Genomic DNA, 19,025 nt, shown 5'->3' on the forward strand with positions numbered 1-19,025 from the left:
GGTTGGTGGGCGGGGCCGCCCGGGCGGGGCCGGGCGGCCCCCGGTGGGCGCCGGGTCGCGCCCGGTCCCCTCAGAGCCGGTCCTCGACCGTCTCGGCGGGCCGGACGGGACCGGGGGCTATGGGCCGGTCAGGGAGCATCGTCACCCCGGCCGCGCGGTACGCGGCGAACCCGCCGCGGACATCCCCCTGGGAGGCGCGCAGCGTCACCCGTTCGCCCAACGCGGCGGGCACCGCGGCCCCGGCCGCCCGCTCGCGGCCGGTGGGGCGGTGCTCCTGGCGGGGGGTGGCCGGTGCCATCAGCGGGCCGCCTCCCCGGGCTCGGCGGGGCGCGCGCCGCCGGGGGTGACCAGGGCGGGCACGTCCCAGTCGCGGGCGACCTCCGCGGTGTCGGCGCCGGGCCGGGCGGGCGGTCTGCGGAGCGTTCCGGGCGTGGCGGAGAAGCGGGGCGCGGGGGCGGGCTGGGTGATGCCGGCGTGTTCGGTGAAGGTGCCGCGGGCGGCGAGGTGCGGGTGCGCCGGGGCCTCGCGCAGCGAGAGCACGGGGGCCACGCAGGCGTCGGAGTCCTGGAAGACGGCCGTCCACTCCGCCCGCGTACGGGTCCGGAACCGGGCGGCGATGGCGGTGCGCAGCTCCTCCCAGGCGGCGAGGTCGTCCCGGCCGGGGACCTCGTCCCCCAGGCCGAGCAGCCGGACGAACTCGGCGTAGAACCGCTGCTCCAGCGCGCCGACGGCCATGTGCCCGCCGTCGGCGGTCTCGTACACGCCGTAGAAGGGGGCGCCGCCGTCGAGGAGGTTGGCGCCGCGGCGGTCCTGCCAGCCGCCGGCCGCCAGCATGCCGTGGATCATCGCCGTCAGATGGGCGGTCCCGTCGACGATCGCGGCGTCCACGACCTGGCCCGTGCCGCCCTCGGTGCGGGCGTGCCGGAGGGCGGCGAGGACGCCGATGACCAGATAGAGGGAGCCGCCGGCGTAGTCGCCGAGGAGGTTGGCGGGGACGGCGGGCGGGCCGTCGGGCGGGCCGATCATGCCGAGCGCGCCGGTGAGGGCGATGTAGCCGATGTCGTGCCCCGCGGTGCCGGCGAGCGGGCCCTGCTGGCCCCAGCCGGTCATCCGGCCGTAGACCAGGCGGGGGTTGCGCGCCAGGCAGGCGTCCGGGCCGACGCCGAGGCGCTCGGCGACGCCCGGGCGGTAGCCCTCGATGAGGACGTCGGCGCGCCCGGCCAGGGCGAGGACCTGCTCGACCCCTTCGGACCGCTTCAGATCCACCAGGACCGAGCGCTTGTTGCGGTTGGTGACGTCGCGGGCCGGGTCGATGCCCAGGCCGGCGCCGCCGGGCCGGTCGACCCGCACGACGTCGGCGCCGAGGTCGGCCAGCAGCATGGCGGCGAACGGTCCGGGGCCGATGCCGGCGAGCTCCACCACCCGCACGCCGCTCAGCGGGCCGTCTGCTGACTGCGTCATCGCGCCCTCTGCCTTCCGTGCTGCCTTCCACACTGTGACACTTCTGATGTAACACCCGTGATGTTAAGAACGTGTTCCACTTTCCACAAGCCCCCTCGTGCCGCGTGGCCGGTGCCGGAAAAGGCCCGTGGCGGCGATGCCGAACTGCCATCGCCGCCACGGGCCTTCGCGCGCCTGCCACTGCCGCGCCGCTAACCCCCGCCAGGCCGGTCGATGAGCCGCGCGGGCGCTATGCCGCGGCGGGGCGCGCCCGTCCGCACCCGCGCCCGCGCCGCCGCCTGCCGCACCGCCCGCGCCCTCGTCTCCGCCACGTCCGCTCCCCCGTCCGGCACCGCGCGCGGTGCCTGTCCGCGGGGCCGCGCACACCCGCGCCGCCCGTCGACCTCCACGCTAACCGCGACCACTGACAACGGCCCGCGGAGCGCCCGGCGCCGGGCCGGCGGAGGGACAATGCCGTCATGTCTCACCACGCCGCCGCACTGTTCGACGTCCACGCGGGCCAGGGACTGCGCCAGTTCACCGAGCTGGCCCTGGCCCTGCTGCTGTCCTCGCTGATCGGCCTGGAGCGGGAGGCCCGGCAGAAGAGCGCCGGGCTGCGCACCCACACTCTCGTCGGGGTGGGCAGCGCCCTGTTCATGGAGGTGTCGATCCACGGCTTCGGGGCGCTGCTCGGCACCGACGGGGTGGCGTTGGACCCCTCGCGGGTCGCCGCCCAGGTCGTCTCCGGCATCGGGTTCATCGGTGGCGGCCTCATCTTCGTGCGGAAGGACGCCGTCCGGGGCCTGACCACGGCCGCGACCATCTGGCTGACCTGTGCCATCGGCATGGCGTGCGGCGGCGGGCTGCCGCTGCTCGCGATCGGCGCGACGGCGGTGCACTTCCTGGTCGTCCGCGGTTTCTCCTGGGTCTCGGAGCGGTTCGGGTCCGGCCCGTCCTTCGGCCGGGTCGAACTGCGCCTCACCTACCAGCCCCAACAGGGGCTGCTGGGACGGATGTTGGAGATGTGCACGGGGAGTGGTTTCCGGGTCACCGATGTCCAGGTGGAGACCGGCGCCGAGAACCCCCGGATAGCCGCCGAGGTGCTGCTGCGCCTGGAGGGCAGCGGTTCGGCGCATCCCCTGGTCGAGGCGCTGACGGAGCTGGAGGGCGTGCGCGGCGTGGCGCTCGGGCGCCGCGGCGACAGCACCGAGTGAGCCGCACCGCCGGCCGCGCGGCCGCGCCCCCGCCCCCCGCCGGACCCTGACGCCCCGCCGCCTCCCGTTACGCGGCACCGCACGGCCCTCCGCCCCGGACCGCCGCCCCGCGCCCCGGTTCCACCGCACCGCCCAGCGCGCCCGTGTGGGAGACGAAGCCCAGCGACGCGGCGCGGGTCGCGGGCGGGAAGCGGCCCGCGAGGTACGTCGGCAGGGCCCCGGAGACGCCCTGGCCGAGCGCCAGGCCCCGCGCCCCGGCCGCGTGGAGACCGGTCGCACCCCCGTGGGCGCCGACGGCCCCCGCCCGTCCGGTGGTTGGCACCCCCTCGGTAGGGTCCGGTCCCCGGCCCGGCCAGGAGAGGACAGCGATGCCACGGCCCGACATCCCAGGACGCGACCACGACCTCGTGCTGTACGGAGCGACCGGTTTCGCCGGCGCGCTCACCGCGGAGTACCTGGCCCGGCACGCCCCCGAGGGCTGCCGCTGGGCGCTCGCCGGACGCAGCCGAGCGGGACTGGAGCGGCTCCGGGAGCGGCTGGCCGCCGTGAACCCGGCCTGTGCGGGCCTCCCGCTGCTGCGCGCCGACAGCACCGACCCGGACTCCCTGCGCGCCCTGGCCGCCGGCACCCGCGTCCTGGCCACCACCGTCGGCCCCTACCTGGTGCACGGCGAACCCCTGGTCGCCGCCTGTGCCGAGACCGGCACCGACTACCTGGACCTCACCGGCGAGCCGGAGTTCGTGGACCGGGTCTACCTGCGGTACCACGCCGCGGCCCGTGCGTCCGGGGCCCGGCTGGTCCACGCCTGCGGCTTCGACTCCGTCCCGTACGACCTGGGGGTGCTCTACACGGTGGGGCTGCTCCCGGAGGGCGTCCCGGTGCGCATCGACGGTTTCGTGCGGACCGACGCCGCGTTCTCCGGCGGCACCCTGGCGTCCGCGCTGACCGCGGTCTCCCGGCCGGCCGCCATGGCGCGCGCCGCCCGGGCCCGCCGGCGGGCCGAACCGCGGCCGGCGGGCCGCACGGTGCGGGCCCCGTTCGGGCCGCCCGTCCGGAGCCGGGAGACGGGCACCTGGGGCGTGCCGCTGCCGACCCTGGACCCGCGGATCGTCGCCCGCTCCGCGGCCGCCCTGGACCGCTACGGCCCCGATTTCCGGTACCGCCACTACGCGGGTGTGCGGCGGCTGCCGACCGCGGTGGCCGGTGCGGCGGGCGCGGGGGCGGTGTCGGCGCTCGCCCAGGTACCGCCGGTCCGACGTTGGCTGTCCGGACGGCTCCAGCCGGGCGAGGGGCCCGGGCCGGAGCGGCGGGCGCGGAGCTGGTTCGCGGTGCGGTTCGTGGCCTCGGGCGGCGGTACCCGCCTGGTCACCGAGGTGGCGGGCGGCGACCCGGGCTACGACGAGACCGCGAAGATGCTCGCCGAGGCGGCGCTCAGCCTGGCCTTCGACGACCTCCCGCCGACCGCGGGCCAGGTGACGACGGCCGTGGCCATGGGGGACGCGCTGACCGGGCGCCTCCGGAGGGCGGGGATCGCCTTCCGGGTGGTCCGGGCATAGCGGGGCGCCCGCGGTCAGGCGTCCGCCAGCGCCCGGCGGCACAGCGCGTCGGCGGCCCGGGTCGTCTCCGGGAGGCGGTAGGTGGCCGCCAGCCGCAGCGTGTGCGCGCAGGCCCGGTCGAGGTCCACCCGGTGGCCGACGGACACGAAGACCGGTTTGACGCCCCGTTGGGTGCGCAGGGCACGTCCCACCTCCTCCGGGCCCGCGGCCGTGTCGTCCACGAGCGGCGAGGTGGCGCCGCGCTCCGGCCCGGGCGCCTCGTAGCGGAAGACGAAGGGGTTCTTGGCGACCCCGAGGGTGGGCAGCCCGGTGAGCACCCCGAGGTGGCTGGCGAGCCCGAAGCGGCGCGGGTGGGCCAGCCCGTAGCCGTCGCAGACCACCAGGCCGGGGGTGTGGCCGAGCCGGTCCAGGGCGGCCAGCACGGTGGGGATCTCCCGGAAGGCGAGCAGCCCGGGGACGTAGGGGAAGGAGACCGGGCCGACGGCGGTGGCCTCGTCGACCACCGCGAGGGTCCGGGCGTCGAGGGCGACGGCGGCCGCGGCGACCACGCCCCGTTCGTCGTCGTAGGCGACGTCCACCCCGGCCACCGTGCCGGCGAAGCCCGGTTCGGGGCCGGCCTCGTCCAGGCGCACGTGGGCGCGCAGCCGGTCCTGGACCGCGCGGGCCCCGGCCTCGTCCGCCGGCCAGTTGCGCAGCTCGTCGGCGCGGGAGAGGGTTCCGAAGGTGTCCATGATGCCCGCCACGCTACCGAACCCCCGTTCCCCTGCGGCAGGCGTATATTTTCCGCCATGTTCGTACTGGAACTGACCTACACCGCTCCGCTCGACCGTGTCGACGTCGTTCTCCCGGACCACGTGGTCTGGCTGGAAAAGGGGTACGCCGCCGGCCACTTCCTCGCATCCGGGCGGAAGAACCCGCGCGACGGGGGCGTGATCCTCGCCGCCGGCGCGGACCGCGCGGCCGTCGAGCAGCTGACCGCCCAGGACCCGTTCGTCCTCGCCGGGGTGTGCGAGTACCGGATCACCGAATTCGTGGCGACGAAGACCGCCCCGGCCCTGGCCGCCTACCAGGAGCAGCTCCCCTCCTGAGCCGCCGTCCCCAGGGCCCGGCCTACCGGAACGCCCGGCGGACCGGGCCCTGCGTCCCCCGCGCGAGCGCTGTCCTACGAGGGCGAGGCCGGGGGCGCCGGGGACGCCGCGGACCCGTCCAGCGGCCCGGCGCCGACCCGGGCGGAGCCGACCGGAGCGGGCCAGCGGCCCCCGTTGCGCCAGTACTCCTGGATCTCCTCCAGCTGGCGCCCCTTGGTCTCGGGGGCGGTGAAGGCGGCGAACACCAGGGCCGCGAGGGCGAGCACGCCCAGCCCGGCGAAGGTCGCGGCGGCGCCCGCCCGGGCCATGAGCGACGGGAAGAACTGGGCGATCAGGAGGTTGGCGACCAGGTCGGCGGTGAGCATCACCGACGCCCCCGTGGAGCGCAGCTGGGCGGGGAACGCCTCGCTCGCGTAGACCCAGATCAGCGCGCCGAAGCCGAAGTTGAACGCGGCGGTGAACAGCAGGATGGCGGCGAAGCCCACCCAGGTGGTGGCGCCGTGCAGCTCCCCCGTGGCGAAGACGGCGGTCAGTACGGCGAGCATCACCACCATCGTGCCGATCCCGGAGAGCAGCACCACCCGGCGGCCGAGGCGGTCGATGATGAGGATCGCGCACACGGTGGCGGCCAGCGAGGCCAGTTCGACGAAGGACGGCAGCAGGAAGTTCTGGCCGTTGCCGGTGAAGCCCATCTCCTCGAAGATCTGCGGGCTGTAGTACGTCACCGCGTTGATCCCGGTGATCTGGCAGAAGAATCCGAGGCCGACGACGAAGAACGCGGCGCGGGCGTACGGCTTGCGCAGCAGTGAGCGCAGCGAGCCGCCGCTCTCCTCGGCCAGCGCGGCCCGCACCGCGGCGACCTCGGCGTGCGGGTCCACGTCCGGGTCGGTCGTCGCCATCACCTCGGCGGCCCGTTCGGTGCGCCCTTTGAGGACGTACCACCGGGGGGTGTCCGGCAGGCGGAGCAGCGGGATCACCACGAGCGCCGCGGGGATCGCCGAGAGACCGAGCATCCAGCGCCAGTGGCCGCCGCCCGACAGGCCCCAGTTGACGAAGTAGGTCAGGACGATGCCGACGACCGTGGCCACCTGGTAGGCCGCCACGGAGGCGCCGCGGATCCGGGCCGGGGTCGACTCGGCGACGTAGAGGGGCGCCGCGACGATCGAGATGCCGATCGCGACGCCGAGCAGGAAGCGGACGGCGTCGAGCACTTCGACGGTGGGGGCGATCGCGGAGAGGGCGACGAAGACCGCGTAGGAGCCCGCGACGATCAGCATCGCGACCTTGCGGCCCAGGGCGTCGGCGAGCTTGCCGCCGATCAGTGCCCCGAGGATCGACCCGAACACCAGGATGCTGTTGACCAGCCCCTTCTCGGTCTCGGTGAGCTGGAAGTCCTTGCTGAGGAACACCAGGGCACCGGAGATGCTGCCGGTGTCGTAGCCGTAGATGACACCGACGACGGCGCCGGTGAGGGCGAACATCCGGCCGGTGCGGCGCGGGGCCGCGGACGGCGGGCGCGGCGGGGGCACGGAGAGCGGGGCAGTGGACATCGGAAGTCCTTCGTGCGACGGAGCGTCATTGCTGCGTAACTGCGCGCCCGGCGTCGCGGCGCCGGGCCATCGTCATGACCGGCAACGCCGGGCACATGACTGATCTTGCGAATATCAGGCACGTTTCGCGCAGTTGTCAACAGCTCCATACTCAGCTTTGCACTGCTCCGCCACGCCCACTTCACGCCACCGCATCGCGGAGAACCGCACGTCTCCACAGCACCCCGGCCGCCCTCCCCTCTACCGCGCCACCCGGACGAGGGATGGAACGACTGAGCGAAAGTGCGTAGAGTCGGCGTCATCGAAGCAGGAAGTTGCATCGATTGCATCGACCAGAAATGCGCACCGAGCGAGCGTCCGTGCGGGATGAGGCGGAGATGAGCCGACCGACCCCGCAGCGATCGCCGGTCACACACCACGGGAGGGTGGCCATGAGCGAGACCTCGTACATGGAGCAGGAACTGCGCAGCCAGCCGGAGACCTGGCGGGAGGCCGCGCGGATCGGTGCCGCCGGCGGGCCGCTGCCCGAGCCCGGCCGGCGGGTGGCCGTCGTCGGCTGCGGCACCTCCTGGTTCATGGCGCAGTCCTACGCGGCCCTGCGCGAGGGGGCCGGGCTCGGCGTCACCGACCCGTTCCCGGCCTCGGAAGCCTTCCTCGGCGCCGCCCGCGGCTATGACGCACTCGTCGCGATCACCCGCTCCGGCACGACGACCGAGGTGCTGCGGATCCTGGAAGCGGTCAAGGGGCGGATCCGCACGGTCACGGTGCTCGGCGACCCCGACACCCCCGCTGTCGAGCTGTCCGACGAGACGGTCCCGCTCCCGTTCGCCGACGAGCGGTCCGTGGTGCAGACCCGCTTCGCCACCACCGCGCTGACCCTGCTGCGCGCCCACCTCGGCCACGATGTCTCCCGGGCGGTCGCCGACGCCGAAGAGGCCCTGGCGGCACCGGTGGAGAAGGACTGGGTGGACGCCGAGCAGTTCGCCTTCCTCGGCACCGGCTGGACGTACGGCCTGGCCAACGAAGCGGCGCTCAAGATGCGCGAGGCGTCCCAGAGCTGGACCGAGTCCTACCCCGCCATGGAGTACCGCCACGGCCCCATCTCCATAGCCGCCCCGGGGCGGGTGACCTGGCTCTTCGGCCAGGCCCCGGAGGGGTTGGAGGCCGACGTGGCCCGCACCGGAGCGCATTTCGTGTGCCACGCCCGGGACCCGCTCGCCGACCTGGTGCTGGTCCAGCGGGTCGCCCTGGAACGGGCCCGCGCCCGCGGCCTGGACCCGGACAACCCGCGCAGCCTGACCCGCTCGGTCATGCTCCAGGAACCGGCCACCCCGTGAGGACCGGCTGATCCCCTCGGTGCGGGCCGACCGGCCACCTCCGGGGACGTCCCCGCGGGGCTGACCGGAGTCGTTCCCGAGGGACTGACCGGCTCCTGCGAGGGCAGGGCGCATGCGGTCGTGCCGCCTCCTGCGCCTCTCCCCCCTTGCCCCCCTCGCGCCTCAGCGCTGCCCCCTCCCCTCCGGTTCACGCCCCCGCCCGCCACACTCCCCACTCCGCACTCCACAAAGGAGTCAGGACGCCATGCCTCTCGTTCCCACCGGGTCGATCGTCGGTGCCGCGCGTGACGCGCGGATCGGCGCCGCGGCCTTCAACGTCATCCATCTGGAAACCGCCGAAGCACTGGTCACCGCCGCCGAACGCACGCGGCTCCCGCTGATCCTCCAGATCAGCGAGAACTGTGTCCGCTACCACGGCAGCCTGCGCCCCCTCACCAAGGCCACACTGGCGCTCGCCGAGGAGTCCGCGGCCCCGATCGCGGTCCATCTCGACCACATCACCGACGCCGAGCTGGTCCACCAGGGCGTCGCCGCCGGCGCGGGCTCGGTGATGGTGGACGCCTCCGCCCTCCCCTACGAGCAGAACGTCGCCACCACCGCCGCCCTCACCGCCTGGTGCCACGAGCGGGACGTCTACGTCGAGGCGGAACTGGGCGAAGTCGGCGGTAAGGACGGGGTCCATGCCCCGGGCGCGCGTACCGACCCCGACGAGGCGCTGACCTTCGTCCGGGCCACCGGCGTGGACGCGCTCGCCGTCGCCGTGGGCTCCTCGCACGCAATGCGTGAGCGCACCGCCGAGTTGGACAAGGAGCTGATCGCGGCCCTGCGCGCGGCGCTGCCGGTACCGCTGGTGCTGCACGGTTCCTCCGGTGTTCCGGACGACGAACTGCGCCGGGCCATCGCCGCCGGCATGACGAAGATCAACATCTCCACGCACCTGGTCTCCGTCTTCACCCGCTCGATACGGCAGACGCTGGACGGGGACCCGGCCCTGGTGGATTCCCGCAAGTACGTCAAACCGGCCCGCGAGGCAGTGGCCCAGGAGGCGGCCCGGCTCCTGGAGGTACTGAACACGCCGGTGGCGTCGCCTGCGCCGCGGCGAGCGGAGGTGACGGCCGGCGGGTGAACGCTGAGCGCTGAACGCCGCGGGAGGGGAGCGGAGGCGGCCCGGTCCTCAGAGGGCCGCCGAGAGCCCGTCATGGCCCGCCGTTGGCCCGGATCTGCGCAGAACGCGCGTCTCGTCTCGCCCCTCCGCGTCGAGTGGAGCGCGTGAAAGTCATCCAGCTCGCCTCCGAGGGGTGCGCGCTGCGTGATCGCGACGCCTGTCTGGCTCGCCACCGCCTCGCCCGCACCGCACCCAGTGGGGGCTTCTTCAGCACGTCCCGGCCGGACACCCCTTCGCGTCCGGCTCCGAACGACACCCTCGCCCACACCGTTTGCACCAAGAGCGCGGCCCTCCTCGGGGTGGCGCCCCTCACGAGGTGAGCCCGTCCGGGCCCGGGCCACACCCCCGTGTTCTGCGACCGTGTGGTGCGACCACATCTTCGGCGTCGCCTTCTGCGGCGTCAGGCCGTCGCACCTCGTCCCGGTCGGCGATCCGGCCGCCCGCCCTGGTGCGGCCGCGGGAGGGAGTCGGTCGAGGTGGGGAGCGAGGTCGGGGGTGGGACGAATTAGGCTCGCGTCATGAAGCGCCATGAACGAATGAACGCACTGCTTGAGCTGCTCGGCGACCGGGGCCGGGTGGATGTCGAGGAGGCGGCGGCGGAGCTGGCGGTCTCGGCCGCCACGATGCGGCGCGACATGGACGCCCTCGCCGAGCAGCAGTTGCTGGTGCGCACGCGGGGCGGTGCGGTGCTCAGCTCGGTGGCGTACGACCTTCCGATCCGGTACAAGCACGGGCACCGTTCGGCGGAGAAGGAGGCGGTGGCGAAGGCGGCGGCGAAGCTGGTGGAGCGCGGCCACGTGGTCGGACTGAGCGGTGGGACGACCACCACCGCGATCGCCCGGGTGCTCGCCACGCGCCCCGATTTCGCGGAGGCGGGGCCGCAGCCGCATCTGACGATCGTGACCAACTCGCTGAACATCGCCAATGAACTGGCCGTCCGGCCGCAGATCAAGATCGTGCTGACGGGCGGTGTGGCGCATTCGCGTTCCTACGAACTGGTGGGGCCGTTCAGCGAGTTGGTGCTCCAGCAGATCTCCATCGACCTCGCCTTCATCGGGGCCAACGGGGTGGATCCGGTGATGGGCGCCACGGTGCACGACGAGGCGGAGGCGCGCATCAACCGCCTGATGGCCGAGCGAGCCCAGCGGGCCGTGGTCGTCGCGGATTCGTCGAAGGTCGGTGCACGGTGTTTCGCCCGGGTGGGTGACGCGGATGTCTTCGACACTCTCATCACTGACGAGGGCGTGGCCGAGGAGATGCGGAGGGAGTTCGCGGAGCGGGGGCTGAAGGTGGTGGCGGCCCGCCCGTCCGGCCCCGGACCCGAGCCCGAGCCCGAGGGCGACTGACCGGGCCGGGCGCGGTACGTGGACAGGGCAGGTGGGTGGGTGACTCGGCCCTGGGTGCGGGGCCCGGGTCACCAGGCCGTGTCGCCTCGGAGGGTGGCGTCGGCGCCGCCGTCGGCGAAGAGGATCTGGCCGGTGACGTGGGTGTTCTCGGGGGAGGTCAGCCAGGCCAGGAGCGGGGCCACCTGTTCGGGGCGGGCGTGGCCGTGCAGGGGCATCGGCACACTGGCGTTGACGGCCTCGCGCAGCGCGGGGTCGCCGAGCATGGGGGCGGTCATCGGCGTGGTGACCGTGCCGGGTCCGACGGCGTTGAGCGGGATGCCCGCGCCCGCCCAGTCGTCGGTGATGGCGGCCCGGCGGAGCCAGCGGGTGAGGGCGTGCTTGGAGGAACCGTAGATGGTGTACCCCTCGCCCCGGTCGAGGGCCGCTCGGGCGACGGCGACGGCGGTGTCCTCGTCGCCGGCGAGGGCGGCGTCGACGATCGCCGGGTCCGGCGGGTGGATGGCGGCCACCGAGGAGACGAGTACCGCGCGCGGGTCGGTGCCGGCGGCGAGCAGAGGGTGCAGTCCTTCGAGGGTGGCGACGGTACCGAAGTAGTTGACCTGGAGGGTACGCGGGTGGAAGTGCGCGAGTCCGGCGCAGGCGATCACGGCGTCCAGGCGCCCACCGGTCAACTCGCGGGCGCGCTCGGCCAGTTCCGTGCGGCCGGTGGGCGTGGCGAGGTCCGCCGCGATGTCGGCGTCCTGGAGGTCGGCGCCGAGGACGGTGTGGCCCCGGTCGCGGAGGAGCGTCGCGGTGGCGCGGCCGATCCCGGAGGCGGCTCCGGTGACGAGGTAGGTGCGGTGGGGCATGGGCGGCTCCTTGGTATGCGGTAGGTGCGGTTCCGGTCGATAGGGGCGGTTCCGTAGGTGCGGTTCGGTGCCGTGGGGTTCGGTGCCGTGGGGTTCGGTGCCGTGGGGTTCGGTGCAGTGGGGTTCGGGGTGGTGCGATTCCGTGCGGTGGGGTTCGGTGCGGTGGGGTTCGGGGTGGCTTGAGTCTTGGGTGCGGGACGGTGGGGTGGCGGTGGGGCAGGGGTGAGCGGGGCGGGAGCGGGAGGAGGGGGCCGACGGGGGCCGCAGGGAGGCGGTAGGCGTCAGGGCGGCCGGGCGGCTGGCGATGGCGGGCGGAGCGTGGGACGCGGCGTATCGGCGGCCGGCCGGGGCGGGGGTGGGGCGGCCGGGGCGATGGGTGGGTGGTGTGGATGAGGGCCGGTTCGGTCAACATAGCTTTTTTGGCATGACGTGCCAAGGTGCTTGGTCGTGACAAAATATGGGTCGGTGGCGGCGGGAGAGGTACCGGGGCCGCGGCCCCCGGGCGGGCGGCGACCGTGAGCCGGAACGGAACGGAACCGGGCGGAGGGGCGGATGACGGCGGTGCGGGGCAGGCCCTCGTTGACCGAGCGGCGGCGGCACGAGACCCGGCTGGAGATCGCGGAGGCCGCGGCCGCGCTGTTCTCCGAGCGGGGCTACGAGGCGACGACCGTGGAGGACATCGCGTCGGCGGCCGGGATCTCGCTGCGCACCTTCTACCGGTACTGCGCGGCCAAGGAGGACGCGCTGACTCCGGTACTGACCTCCAGCGTGGGGGTGCTCGTCGAGGAGCTTGCGCGGCGGCCGGTGGACGAGCCGCTGACCGGAGCGGTGCGGGCAGCGTTCGACAGCTCGGCGTCGGCCCGGCGGCTGGCCGACGCCGACAAGGCACGGCGGCTGATCCGGGTCATGGGCAGTGTGCCGGCGGTCCGGATGCGCTGGCTGGCCGCGGGGCGGGACATGCAGGACCAGCTGGTCCCGGTGCTCGCGGCGCGCACCGGGACGCCCGCGGACAGCATGGAGGTGCGGCTGCTGGCCTGTGCGCTGATCGACGCACTCTCCGTCGCGATGGAGCACTGGGCATGGCAGGAGGACCCGGATGACGTGGCGGAGCTGACCCGGCGGGCGCTGGCGTACCTGCGGGTGGACGAGCTCCAGGCAGCGGCCCGCGGCTGAATTCCGCGGGGCGGACGTGGACAATGGGCCGGGAGCCGGCGAAGGCGGCGGCGAGAAGCAGGACTGCCAGGGAACCAGGAGCGTGCGTGCCGGGCGGTGCCCGCGGCCGGTTGCGGGCCGCCGGTGGACCGGCCGCCGCACGCCGGACGGGGGAAAGCTGATGCGGAAGATCATGTCGATAGCGCTGGCGGGCGTGGTGTGCGGCGCGTCGTTGACGATGGCGACGGCGGCGGACGCGGCGGCCGCGGGGCAGGTGCCGCGGTGCGTGAAGGTGCGGAAGTACTTCAGCCAGGGCGGGCAGCGGTACGTCCGGCTGACGAATCTGTGCGCGCAGCGGCCCGCCTGCTACACCATCGTCGTTCCGCACGCGGCGGATCCGCGCGGCCGCCTGCCCAAGGGGGCGACGAAGGACGTGCGCTACGGGACGACGGCGGGGCCGCGCGCCCTGTATGTGAAGAACGTGGCCTGCTGATGCACCGGCCGGGCGTGGCCTGCTGATGCAGGGGGACGGGCGTGGCCTGCTGAGCGCCGGGCGCCGCGCCCGCCCCGGGGCGGGCCGTAGTGGCGCCCCCGGTCCAGCTCCCAGCCGGTTCCCCGGCCGGATTCTCAGCCGCGCCCTCGGCCGGTTCCCCGGCCGGAGCCTCAGCCGGGGAGGGCGATGCCGTCCAGGACCATGGCGAGGTACTGGCGGGCGATCTCCTCGGGGGTGTGGCGGCCCTGGGGGCGGTACCAGCTGGCGGCGACCCAGACCGTGTCGCGCAGGAAGCGGTAGGCCAGCCGGAGGTCGAGGTCGGCGCGGAAGACCCGCTCGGCCACTCCGCGCTCCAGGGTGCCGAGCCAGACCTCCTCGAATTTCCGCCGGGAGGCGGTGAGGTAGTCGAAGCGCGGCTGGGTGGCGAGGTGCCGGGCCTCCTTCTGGTAGATCGCGACCGCCGACCGGTGCCGGTCGATCTCCCGGAACGACTCGGTGACCAGCGCCTCGACGGTCTCCCGCGGCCCGAGGCCGGCCGCCAGGACGGCGTCGTAACCGGCCCACAGCTCGTCCAGGAACGCGGAGAGGATCTCGTCGACCATCGACTCCTTGGAGTCGAAGTGGTAGTAGAGGCTGCCGGCGAGCATGCCGGCCGCGTCGGCGATCTGCCGGACGGTGGTGGCGTTGTAGCCCTGGGCCGCGAAGACCTCGGCGGCGGTGTCCAGGAGCTCCTGCCGGCGGTCCGGTGCGGCGGGCGCGGGCGCGGAGGCCGGGCGGGGCTTCGCGGGCGCGGGCTTGCGGGCCGGGGCGGCGGTCTTGGCGGAGGCGCGCTTCCGGGGCGGGCCGGCGGGCGCCCCCGCGGTCGCGGCGCCGCCGGCCTTCCCCCGGGCCGCCGTCTTGGCGGCTTCCTTACCGGTCGCCTGCCCGGGAACCTCCTGCCCGGAAGCCACCTGCTGGGGAGCCGTCTTCCCGGCGGCCGACTTGCCGGCGGCCGCTTTCCTGGAGGTCTTCCCGGCCGGGTTGCCGAGGGGCTGCGCGGTGCTCGTCGCCGGGCCCTCCGCCGAGGTCCCCGCTGGGGACTTCGCCGAGGTCTCCCCCGCGGACTTCGCCGTGGACCGCGCCGACCTCTCCCCCGCGGGCCGCGCCGCGGACTTCCCTGCGGAGGTCTCGTCGGGCTTCGCGTCGGTCCTCGCGTTGGCCCTGGCGGCGGATTTCGCGGGGGCCTCGGCGGAGGTCCTGGCGGTGGGGGCCCCGGCGGTGCTGGTCTCGGGGGCGTTCTCGGGGAGCGGGGTCTGCTGGGTGTTCTTGGCGGTTGGCACGGGGTTATTGTCGCGCGCCCCCGGAATGGCCCGGCGCATTTCTTTTACTTGTAAAACACCTGCTAACGTTTTGGGTATGGGGAAGCACGTCGAGGACATCGGGAGCAGGTCGCAGGGGGCACGGGGCGGCGCGGGCGCGGTGCGGTTCCGGCCGCTGCCGGTCCGGAGCACGGTGCGGCTGCGGCGGCCGGTCGACATCTGGCACAAACCGGCGCTCAGCGCCGTGGTGGCGCTCGGCGTCCCCGACCTCGTCCTGTTCGGCCTGGGACGGCTGGACCTGGTGCTGTACACCTCCGCCGGAGCGATGTGCGCGCTGTACGCGCACGGGCTGCCGTACGCGGCGCGGGCCCGGACGCTGCCGTGGGTGGTCCTCGGGATGGTGGCGAGCCTGGCGGTCGCGCTGACCGCGGCGTCGCTGGTCACCTCGGCCGCGGTGCTGGTGGTACTGGCCTCGCTGGTCGCCGCCGCGCACAAGGTGCTGTGCGACGCGACCCGGATCGGGCCGCCGGGGAATCTGATCCTGACGTTCATCGCGGCCTCGGCCTTCTTCGTACCGCAGCGGCCGGCGGAGGTGCTGCCGCACACCGGGCTGGCGCTGGCCACCGGGGCGTTCGCGTGGCTGGTCTGCATGGCGCCGGCGCTGGTACGGCCGCACGGGCCGGAGCGGATCGCCACCGCACGGGCGCTGGAGGCGGCCGCCGGGCTGCTGCGGGCCCGGGCCGGAGCCGCCGGTTCCGCGCCGGCGGCCGGCGGGGCCGAACCGGCCGCCGTGGCGCACGCCCGGCATGCCACCGCGGCCGCCGTGAACGCCGCCTGGCACACGCTGTTCCTGGTCCCGGCCCGTACGCCGGCGAAGGCCGCGGCACGGGCGGGGCTGGAACGGCTGCTGGTACGGGCGGAGTCGGCGCTGGGCGGGGTACGGCGGGACGCGACCACGGAGGCCGGGCGCCTCGGCGGCTGGGCGCGCGAGCTGCGCAGCGGGCGGCCGCTGCCCGAAGTGACGCTCTCCACGGCGGAGATCGAGGAACTGGCCGGGGTGGCCTGGGAGTCCGGGGTGGCGCTCAAGACCGGGGCGGTGCTCGGGGAGGGGAGGATCCCGGGGGCCGGCGCGGCCCTGCGGGACGGCGCGAGCGGCGCGGCTCCGGAAGGCGGCGCCGCGCCGGAACCGGGCCAGGGCCCGGGGTCCGCCGGGGACCGTGCTGCCGCCGGAAGGCGTGGAGAGGCCGGACGGCGGATCGCTGCCGGAAGGCGCATCGCCGCCGGCGGGCACGGGCTGCGGCGGCCGGTGCCCGGGCGGGTGCGCGGGGTCCGGGCGGTGGTCGGGCGGCTGCGGCCCGGTTCGCCGCTGCTGCCCATCGGGGCGCGGGTCGCGGTGGGCTGCGTGCTGGCGGGCTGGGCCTCGATGGCCGCCGGCGTCGGGCACCCGTACTGGGCGGTGGTGACCGCCGCGTCGATCTACCAGGCCAACACCACGCTCTCCTGGCAGCGCGCGTTCCAGCGCACGCTGGGGAACCTGCTGGGGCTGGCCCTGTACACCGCGCTGCTGCCGCTGGTCCACACCGGGCACCTCGCGATGATCGTCCTGGCGCTGGCGTTCCAGCTGGGCGCGGAGGCGATGATCACCCGGAACTACTGGCTCGGCTCGGTGTGCGTGACCCCGATGGCGCTGCTGCTGACCGAGTTCGGCCGGCCGCTGCCGGCCGGCACGCTGATCGCCGACCGGTGGCTGGACACCGTGGTCGGCGCGGCGGTCGGGCTGCTCTGCTGTGTGCTGGTCACCAACCGGCGGGCCGCCGACCGGATCGACCAGGCGCTGGAGCGGGTCGCGGCGGCCGAGGCGGCGGCGTCCCGGCTGCTGGCGGCCGGGCGGACGGGTGCGCTGGCCGGGGCGGATGCGCTGCGCGAGGCCGGCTGGGTGCGGGACCGGCTCGCCGGGTCGCTGGTCGAGCTGCGCGAGGCGGTGGAGGTGGCGGCCGGCGAGTGGTGGCAGCGGGCCCTCCCGGAGGAACGGATCACCCGCGCCGAACAGCAGGGCCACCGCACGCTGGCGGCGTTGGTCCGTCGCCTGAGCGCCCCGGCGCTGGCCGCCTGACGTGCCTGCCACCGGCATGACGGGGCGGGACCGCACCTCGTCTCGCCTGACCCTGCCTGGTCTCGCCTGACCCTGCCTGTTCTCGCCTGGCCTCGCCCGGCCGGTCGGGGCGTCGGGCAGCTGCGGGAGTGCGCCGATACGCGGGCGGCTTGCGGCCCGCGCCGAAGCCGGGCGGAAGGCCGGGAGGCGCCGAACGACCACGCGAGGGCCCACGCCGAAGCCTGCCGAGGCCCGGCCGCGCGGGAGTCCGGACGCGAGCCCGGCCTCGCGCCGCACCCCGACGGGCGGGCCGCACCGAAGCCCGCGAGAGCGCCCGGGCCGCCGCCCCGTCGTCGGCGTACCGGCACGCGGCCGACGGGGCGTGCGGGGCAGGCACAATGAGGGGTCGGGCAGTGGGCCGGGACACCGGCCGGACGGACGGGGCGAGAGGAGCGTGCGGGTGACCGAGGACATCGTCGCGGGGGTGCTGCGGCAGTGGCAGCAGGTGCACCCGGGGCTGGACACCGGCCCGATGGCGGTGATCGGACGGCTCAACCGCTGTTCCGCGCTGCTCCAGCAGGCCGCCGACGCGCCGCTGCGGCGGGCGGGACTGACCCGGCCCGAGTTCGACATCCTCGGCACGCTGCGCCGGATGGACCGTGAGCTGACGCCGGGCCGGGTGGCCCGGGAGACCTTCGCGTCGGGCGCGGCGGTCACCAAACGCGTACGGCAGCTGGAGGCACGCGGGTTGATCAGCCGCCGGCCGGACGACCGGGACCGGCGGGTCGCCCACCTCTCACTCACCGGTGAAGGCCGCGAGGTCATCGACCGGCTGCTGCCCGAGCAGTTGCGGTACGAGGCCGCGCTGCTGGAAGGCATCGGCGAGGAGCGGCAGGAGGAACTGTCCACGGCGCTCGGTGAGTTGCTGGTGGTGCTGGAGGGCCGGCTCGCGAGCCTGATGGACTGACCGAGTGGCTGACTGACTGAGTGGCTGAGTGGCTGGCCGGCTGACTGGCTGGCCGGCTGAGCGACTCGGCGTCATGGCCGACAGCTCGTTGCGTCAGCCGCTCCCCCATCCCCCCGGGAACGGTGCGGCCTCACTCGCCCGGGAACGGTTCGTCGCTCCAGCGGAACCAGGCCGCGTCGTCCTCGATGTGCAGCAGGAATTCCGCGACCGGGCCGTCCGGGGCGATCAGCCGGACACCGTCGCTGGCGCGCGCGTACGCCTCCTCCCAGGCGGTCGGGTCGTCGTCGAGGGTGTCGAGGAGGGCCAGTTCGCGGGCGAAGTGCGGTCGCAGCTCGGCGAAGGCGGGGCCGGGGACGAAGCGCCCGTTCAGCCACGGGAAGTCGGCCTGGGTGACGGTGATCTCCCCGACCACGTCCGTACCGCGTTCCACCCGCCAGATCTCCCCGATGTACGCCATTGCCGCCTCCCGTTGGCCGTGCCAGTGGCGCGCGGAAGCGCCCGGCCGGGATCCGGTCGGGGCGAGTCCTGCGCGTCGGTCGGACGACAGGATGGCAGACCCCGCGGGAGCGCCGAGCGCGGTGGCGGGAATGCGCGGGAAGCGAGACGGGAACGGCGGCAGGAAGGGCGGCTGCCCCACCCCGTGGGAGACAGCCGCGGCCCGTGCGGAGGCGGCCTCGGTCCGCGCGGACGCCATCAGTCCCTCCCGGCGGTGTCCGGACCGGCCGGGTGGGCCGGGGGGTCCGAGCCCTCTGGCCGGTCCGCGCGGTCCGGCCGGGCCGGGCCGAAGAGGGTGGTCAGGTGGCGGTCGAGGAGGGCCAGGGCCTGGTCGGGGCCGTGGACGCCGAGCAGGACGTAGGAGGCCAGGCCGTCGGTGAGGCTGATCAGCAGCATGGCCTCGTCCTCGGTGGCGCGCTCCGGCGGGATGTCGCCGCGCTCGGCGGCCAGCCGCAGCTGGTCGGCGAAGAAGTCGCGGAGCCGGGGGATGCCGTCCCGGGCCTCGGCGCCGAGGGCCGGGTCGTGGACGGCGCGGGAGTAGTAGGCGGCGCCGACCAGGAGGCCGGCGCGGCTCTCGGCGTCGAGGGGCAGCATGCCGGCGCAGCAGGCACGGAGCACCGTGCGCGGGGTCGGTTCGTCCTCCAGGGCCTCGATGCGCTGCCGGATGCGTTCGGTGGCCAGCCGGTTGATGTTGCGGAGGGCGTACAGCAGCAGGTCGTCCTTGGTGCGGAAGTAGTGCTGGACCCGGCCGAGCGAGACACCGGCCTCGGCGGCGACGTCGCGCAGGCTGACGCCGTCCACGCCCCGGGTGTTCGCGAGCCGCCAGAGCGCCGCCGAGATCTCCCGGCGCCGGGCTTCGTGATCCACCTTCTTGGGCACGGGGTTCCTCAGCCTTCCGGTTCTTCCCAGTGCTCTCCGGGTCTTCCCGGTTCGCTCTGGTTCGTTCGCTCTGGTTCTTTCTGGTTTCTTCGCGGCCGTACGGAA

Annotated in this window: 19 protein-coding genes; 10 read left to right on the forward strand and 9 right to left on the reverse strand. The window is 74.9% G+C overall.

Annotation, left to right across the window (positions count from 1 at the left end; translation table 11 throughout):
• Positions 1–70: 70 nt before the first annotated feature.
• Both MUU72_RS06485 and MUU72_RS06490 read right to left on the reverse strand, forming a co-directional pair.
• The gene (locus tag MUU72_RS06485; protein WP_248012152.1) at positions 71–298 is read right to left on the reverse strand and encodes a hypothetical protein; all 228 of its coding nucleotides are present in this window, start codon (positions 296–298) and stop codon (positions 71–73) included.
• A complete protein-coding gene (locus tag MUU72_RS06490) occupies positions 298–1,461 on the reverse strand; it encodes a CaiB/BaiF CoA transferase family protein (RefSeq protein WP_248012153.1) in 1,164 nt (387 codons plus the stop codon). Before MUU72_RS06490 ends, MUU72_RS06485 begins: the two co-directional genes overlap by 1 nt.
• Positions 1,462–1,919: 458 nt before the next feature.
• On the opposite strand from MUU72_RS06490, the gene MUU72_RS06495 reads away from it, so the two are divergent.
• Positions 1,920–2,654: an MgtC/SapB family protein gene (locus MUU72_RS06495; RefSeq protein WP_248012154.1), complete on the forward strand. Its 735-nt coding sequence runs from the start codon at positions 1,920–1,922 to the stop codon at positions 2,652–2,654.
• A gap of 67 nt (positions 2,655–2,721) precedes the next feature.
• Here the strand turns inward: MUU72_RS06495 and MUU72_RS06500 are convergent, their stop codons facing one another.
• A complete protein-coding gene (locus tag MUU72_RS06500; RefSeq protein ID WP_248012292.1) occupies positions 2,722–2,976 on the reverse strand; it encodes a hypothetical protein in 255 nt (84 codons plus the stop codon).
• Between the two features lie 46 nt (positions 2,977–3,022).
• On the opposite strand from MUU72_RS06500, the gene MUU72_RS06505 reads away from it, so the two are divergent.
• The gene (locus MUU72_RS06505; RefSeq protein ID WP_248012155.1) at positions 3,023–4,210 is read left to right on the forward strand and encodes a saccharopine dehydrogenase family protein; all 1,188 of its coding nucleotides are present in this window, start codon (positions 3,023–3,025) and stop codon (positions 4,208–4,210) included.
• A 14-nt stretch (positions 4,211–4,224) separates the two neighbouring features.
• Here MUU72_RS06505 and MUU72_RS06510 read toward each other — a convergent pair whose 3' ends face one another.
• Positions 4,225–4,941, reverse strand: a complete 717-nt coding sequence (locus MUU72_RS06510) for an endonuclease V (protein WP_248012156.1) — start codon at positions 4,939–4,941, stop codon at positions 4,225–4,227.
• 57 nt (positions 4,942–4,998) lie between these two features.
• Between MUU72_RS06510 and MUU72_RS06515 the strand changes: the two genes are divergently transcribed.
• Positions 4,999–5,298: a YciI family protein gene (locus tag MUU72_RS06515; protein ID WP_248012157.1), complete on the forward strand. Its 300-nt coding sequence runs from the start codon at positions 4,999–5,001 to the stop codon at positions 5,296–5,298.
• A gap of 74 nt (positions 5,299–5,372) precedes the next feature.
• Here MUU72_RS06515 and MUU72_RS06520 read toward each other — a convergent pair whose 3' ends face one another.
• A complete protein-coding gene (locus tag MUU72_RS06520) occupies positions 5,373–6,848 on the reverse strand; it encodes a sugar porter family MFS transporter (protein ID WP_248012158.1) in 1,476 nt (491 codons plus the stop codon).
• 431 nt (positions 6,849–7,279) lie between these two features.
• Here MUU72_RS06520 and MUU72_RS06525 point away from each other — a divergent pair, with 431 nt between their 5' ends.
• The 3 genes from MUU72_RS06525 to MUU72_RS06535 all read left to right on the forward strand — a co-directional run bounded on the left by MUU72_RS06525 (position 7,280) and on the right by MUU72_RS06535 (position 10,696).
• Complete coding sequence (locus MUU72_RS06525) at positions 7,280–8,185, forward strand: SIS domain-containing protein (protein ID WP_248012159.1); 906 nt, start codon at positions 7,280–7,282, stop codon at positions 8,183–8,185.
• Between the two features lie 244 nt (positions 8,186–8,429).
• Positions 8,430–9,311, forward strand: a complete 882-nt coding sequence (locus MUU72_RS06530; protein ID WP_248012160.1) for a class II fructose-bisphosphate aldolase — start codon at positions 8,430–8,432, stop codon at positions 9,309–9,311.
• A 557-nt stretch (positions 9,312–9,868) separates the two neighbouring features.
• Positions 9,869–10,696, forward strand: a complete 828-nt coding sequence (locus MUU72_RS06535) for a DeoR/GlpR family DNA-binding transcription regulator (RefSeq protein ID WP_248012161.1) — start codon at positions 9,869–9,871, stop codon at positions 10,694–10,696.
• A gap of 68 nt (positions 10,697–10,764) precedes the next feature.
• On the opposite strand, the gene MUU72_RS06540 is transcribed toward MUU72_RS06535, so the two are convergent.
• Entirely contained in the window at positions 10,765–11,544 is a 780-nt protein-coding gene (locus tag MUU72_RS06540; RefSeq protein ID WP_248012162.1) for an SDR family oxidoreductase, read from the reverse strand.
• 552 nt (positions 11,545–12,096) lie between these two features.
• Between MUU72_RS06540 and MUU72_RS06545 the strand changes: the two genes are divergently transcribed.
• Both MUU72_RS06545 and MUU72_RS06550 read left to right on the forward strand, forming a co-directional pair.
• Complete coding sequence (locus MUU72_RS06545) at positions 12,097–12,717, forward strand: TetR/AcrR family transcriptional regulator (RefSeq protein WP_248012163.1); 621 nt, start codon at positions 12,097–12,099, stop codon at positions 12,715–12,717.
• 160 nt (positions 12,718–12,877) lie between these two features.
• Positions 12,878–13,189 carry a hypothetical protein gene (locus MUU72_RS06550; RefSeq protein ID WP_248012164.1) on the forward strand — a complete coding sequence of 104 codons (312 nt, stop codon included), beginning with the start codon at positions 12,878–12,880 and terminating at the stop codon, positions 13,187–13,189.
• 170 nt (positions 13,190–13,359) lie between these two features.
• On the opposite strand, the gene MUU72_RS06555 is transcribed toward MUU72_RS06550, so the two are convergent.
• Positions 13,360–13,914 (reverse strand): TetR/AcrR family transcriptional regulator, encoded by a 555-nt coding sequence (locus tag MUU72_RS06555; protein WP_248012286.1) that lies wholly within the window; start codon positions 13,912–13,914, stop codon positions 13,360–13,362.
• A gap of 670 nt (positions 13,915–14,584) precedes the next feature.
• Here MUU72_RS06555 and MUU72_RS06560 point away from each other — a divergent pair.
• Complete coding sequence (locus MUU72_RS06560; protein WP_282503738.1) at positions 14,585–16,600, forward strand: FUSC family protein; 2,016 nt, start codon at positions 14,585–14,587, stop codon at positions 16,598–16,600.
• 439 nt (positions 16,601–17,039) lie between these two features.
• Positions 17,040–17,546, forward strand: coding sequence for a MarR family winged helix-turn-helix transcriptional regulator (locus MUU72_RS06565; protein WP_248012165.1), 507 nt, complete (start codon positions 17,040–17,042; stop codon positions 17,544–17,546).
• A gap of 130 nt (positions 17,547–17,676) precedes the next feature.
• On the opposite strand, the gene MUU72_RS06570 is transcribed toward MUU72_RS06565, so the two are convergent.
• Both MUU72_RS06570 and MUU72_RS06575 read right to left on the reverse strand, forming a co-directional pair.
• Positions 17,677–18,003, reverse strand: a complete 327-nt coding sequence (locus tag MUU72_RS06570; RefSeq protein WP_248012166.1) for a hypothetical protein — start codon at positions 18,001–18,003, stop codon at positions 17,677–17,679.
• Positions 18,004–18,239: 236 nt separating this feature from the next.
• Positions 18,240–18,920 carry a TetR/AcrR family transcriptional regulator gene (locus tag MUU72_RS06575; protein ID WP_248012167.1) on the reverse strand — a complete coding sequence of 227 codons (681 nt, stop codon included), beginning with the start codon at positions 18,918–18,920 and terminating at the stop codon, positions 18,240–18,242.
• Between the last annotated feature and the right edge of the window lie 105 nt (positions 18,921–19,025).

This window comes from Streptomyces rhizoryzae, assembly GCF_023155275.1.
GTDB lineage: Bacteria > Actinomycetota > Actinomycetes > Streptomycetales > Streptomycetaceae > Streptomyces > Streptomyces rhizoryzae.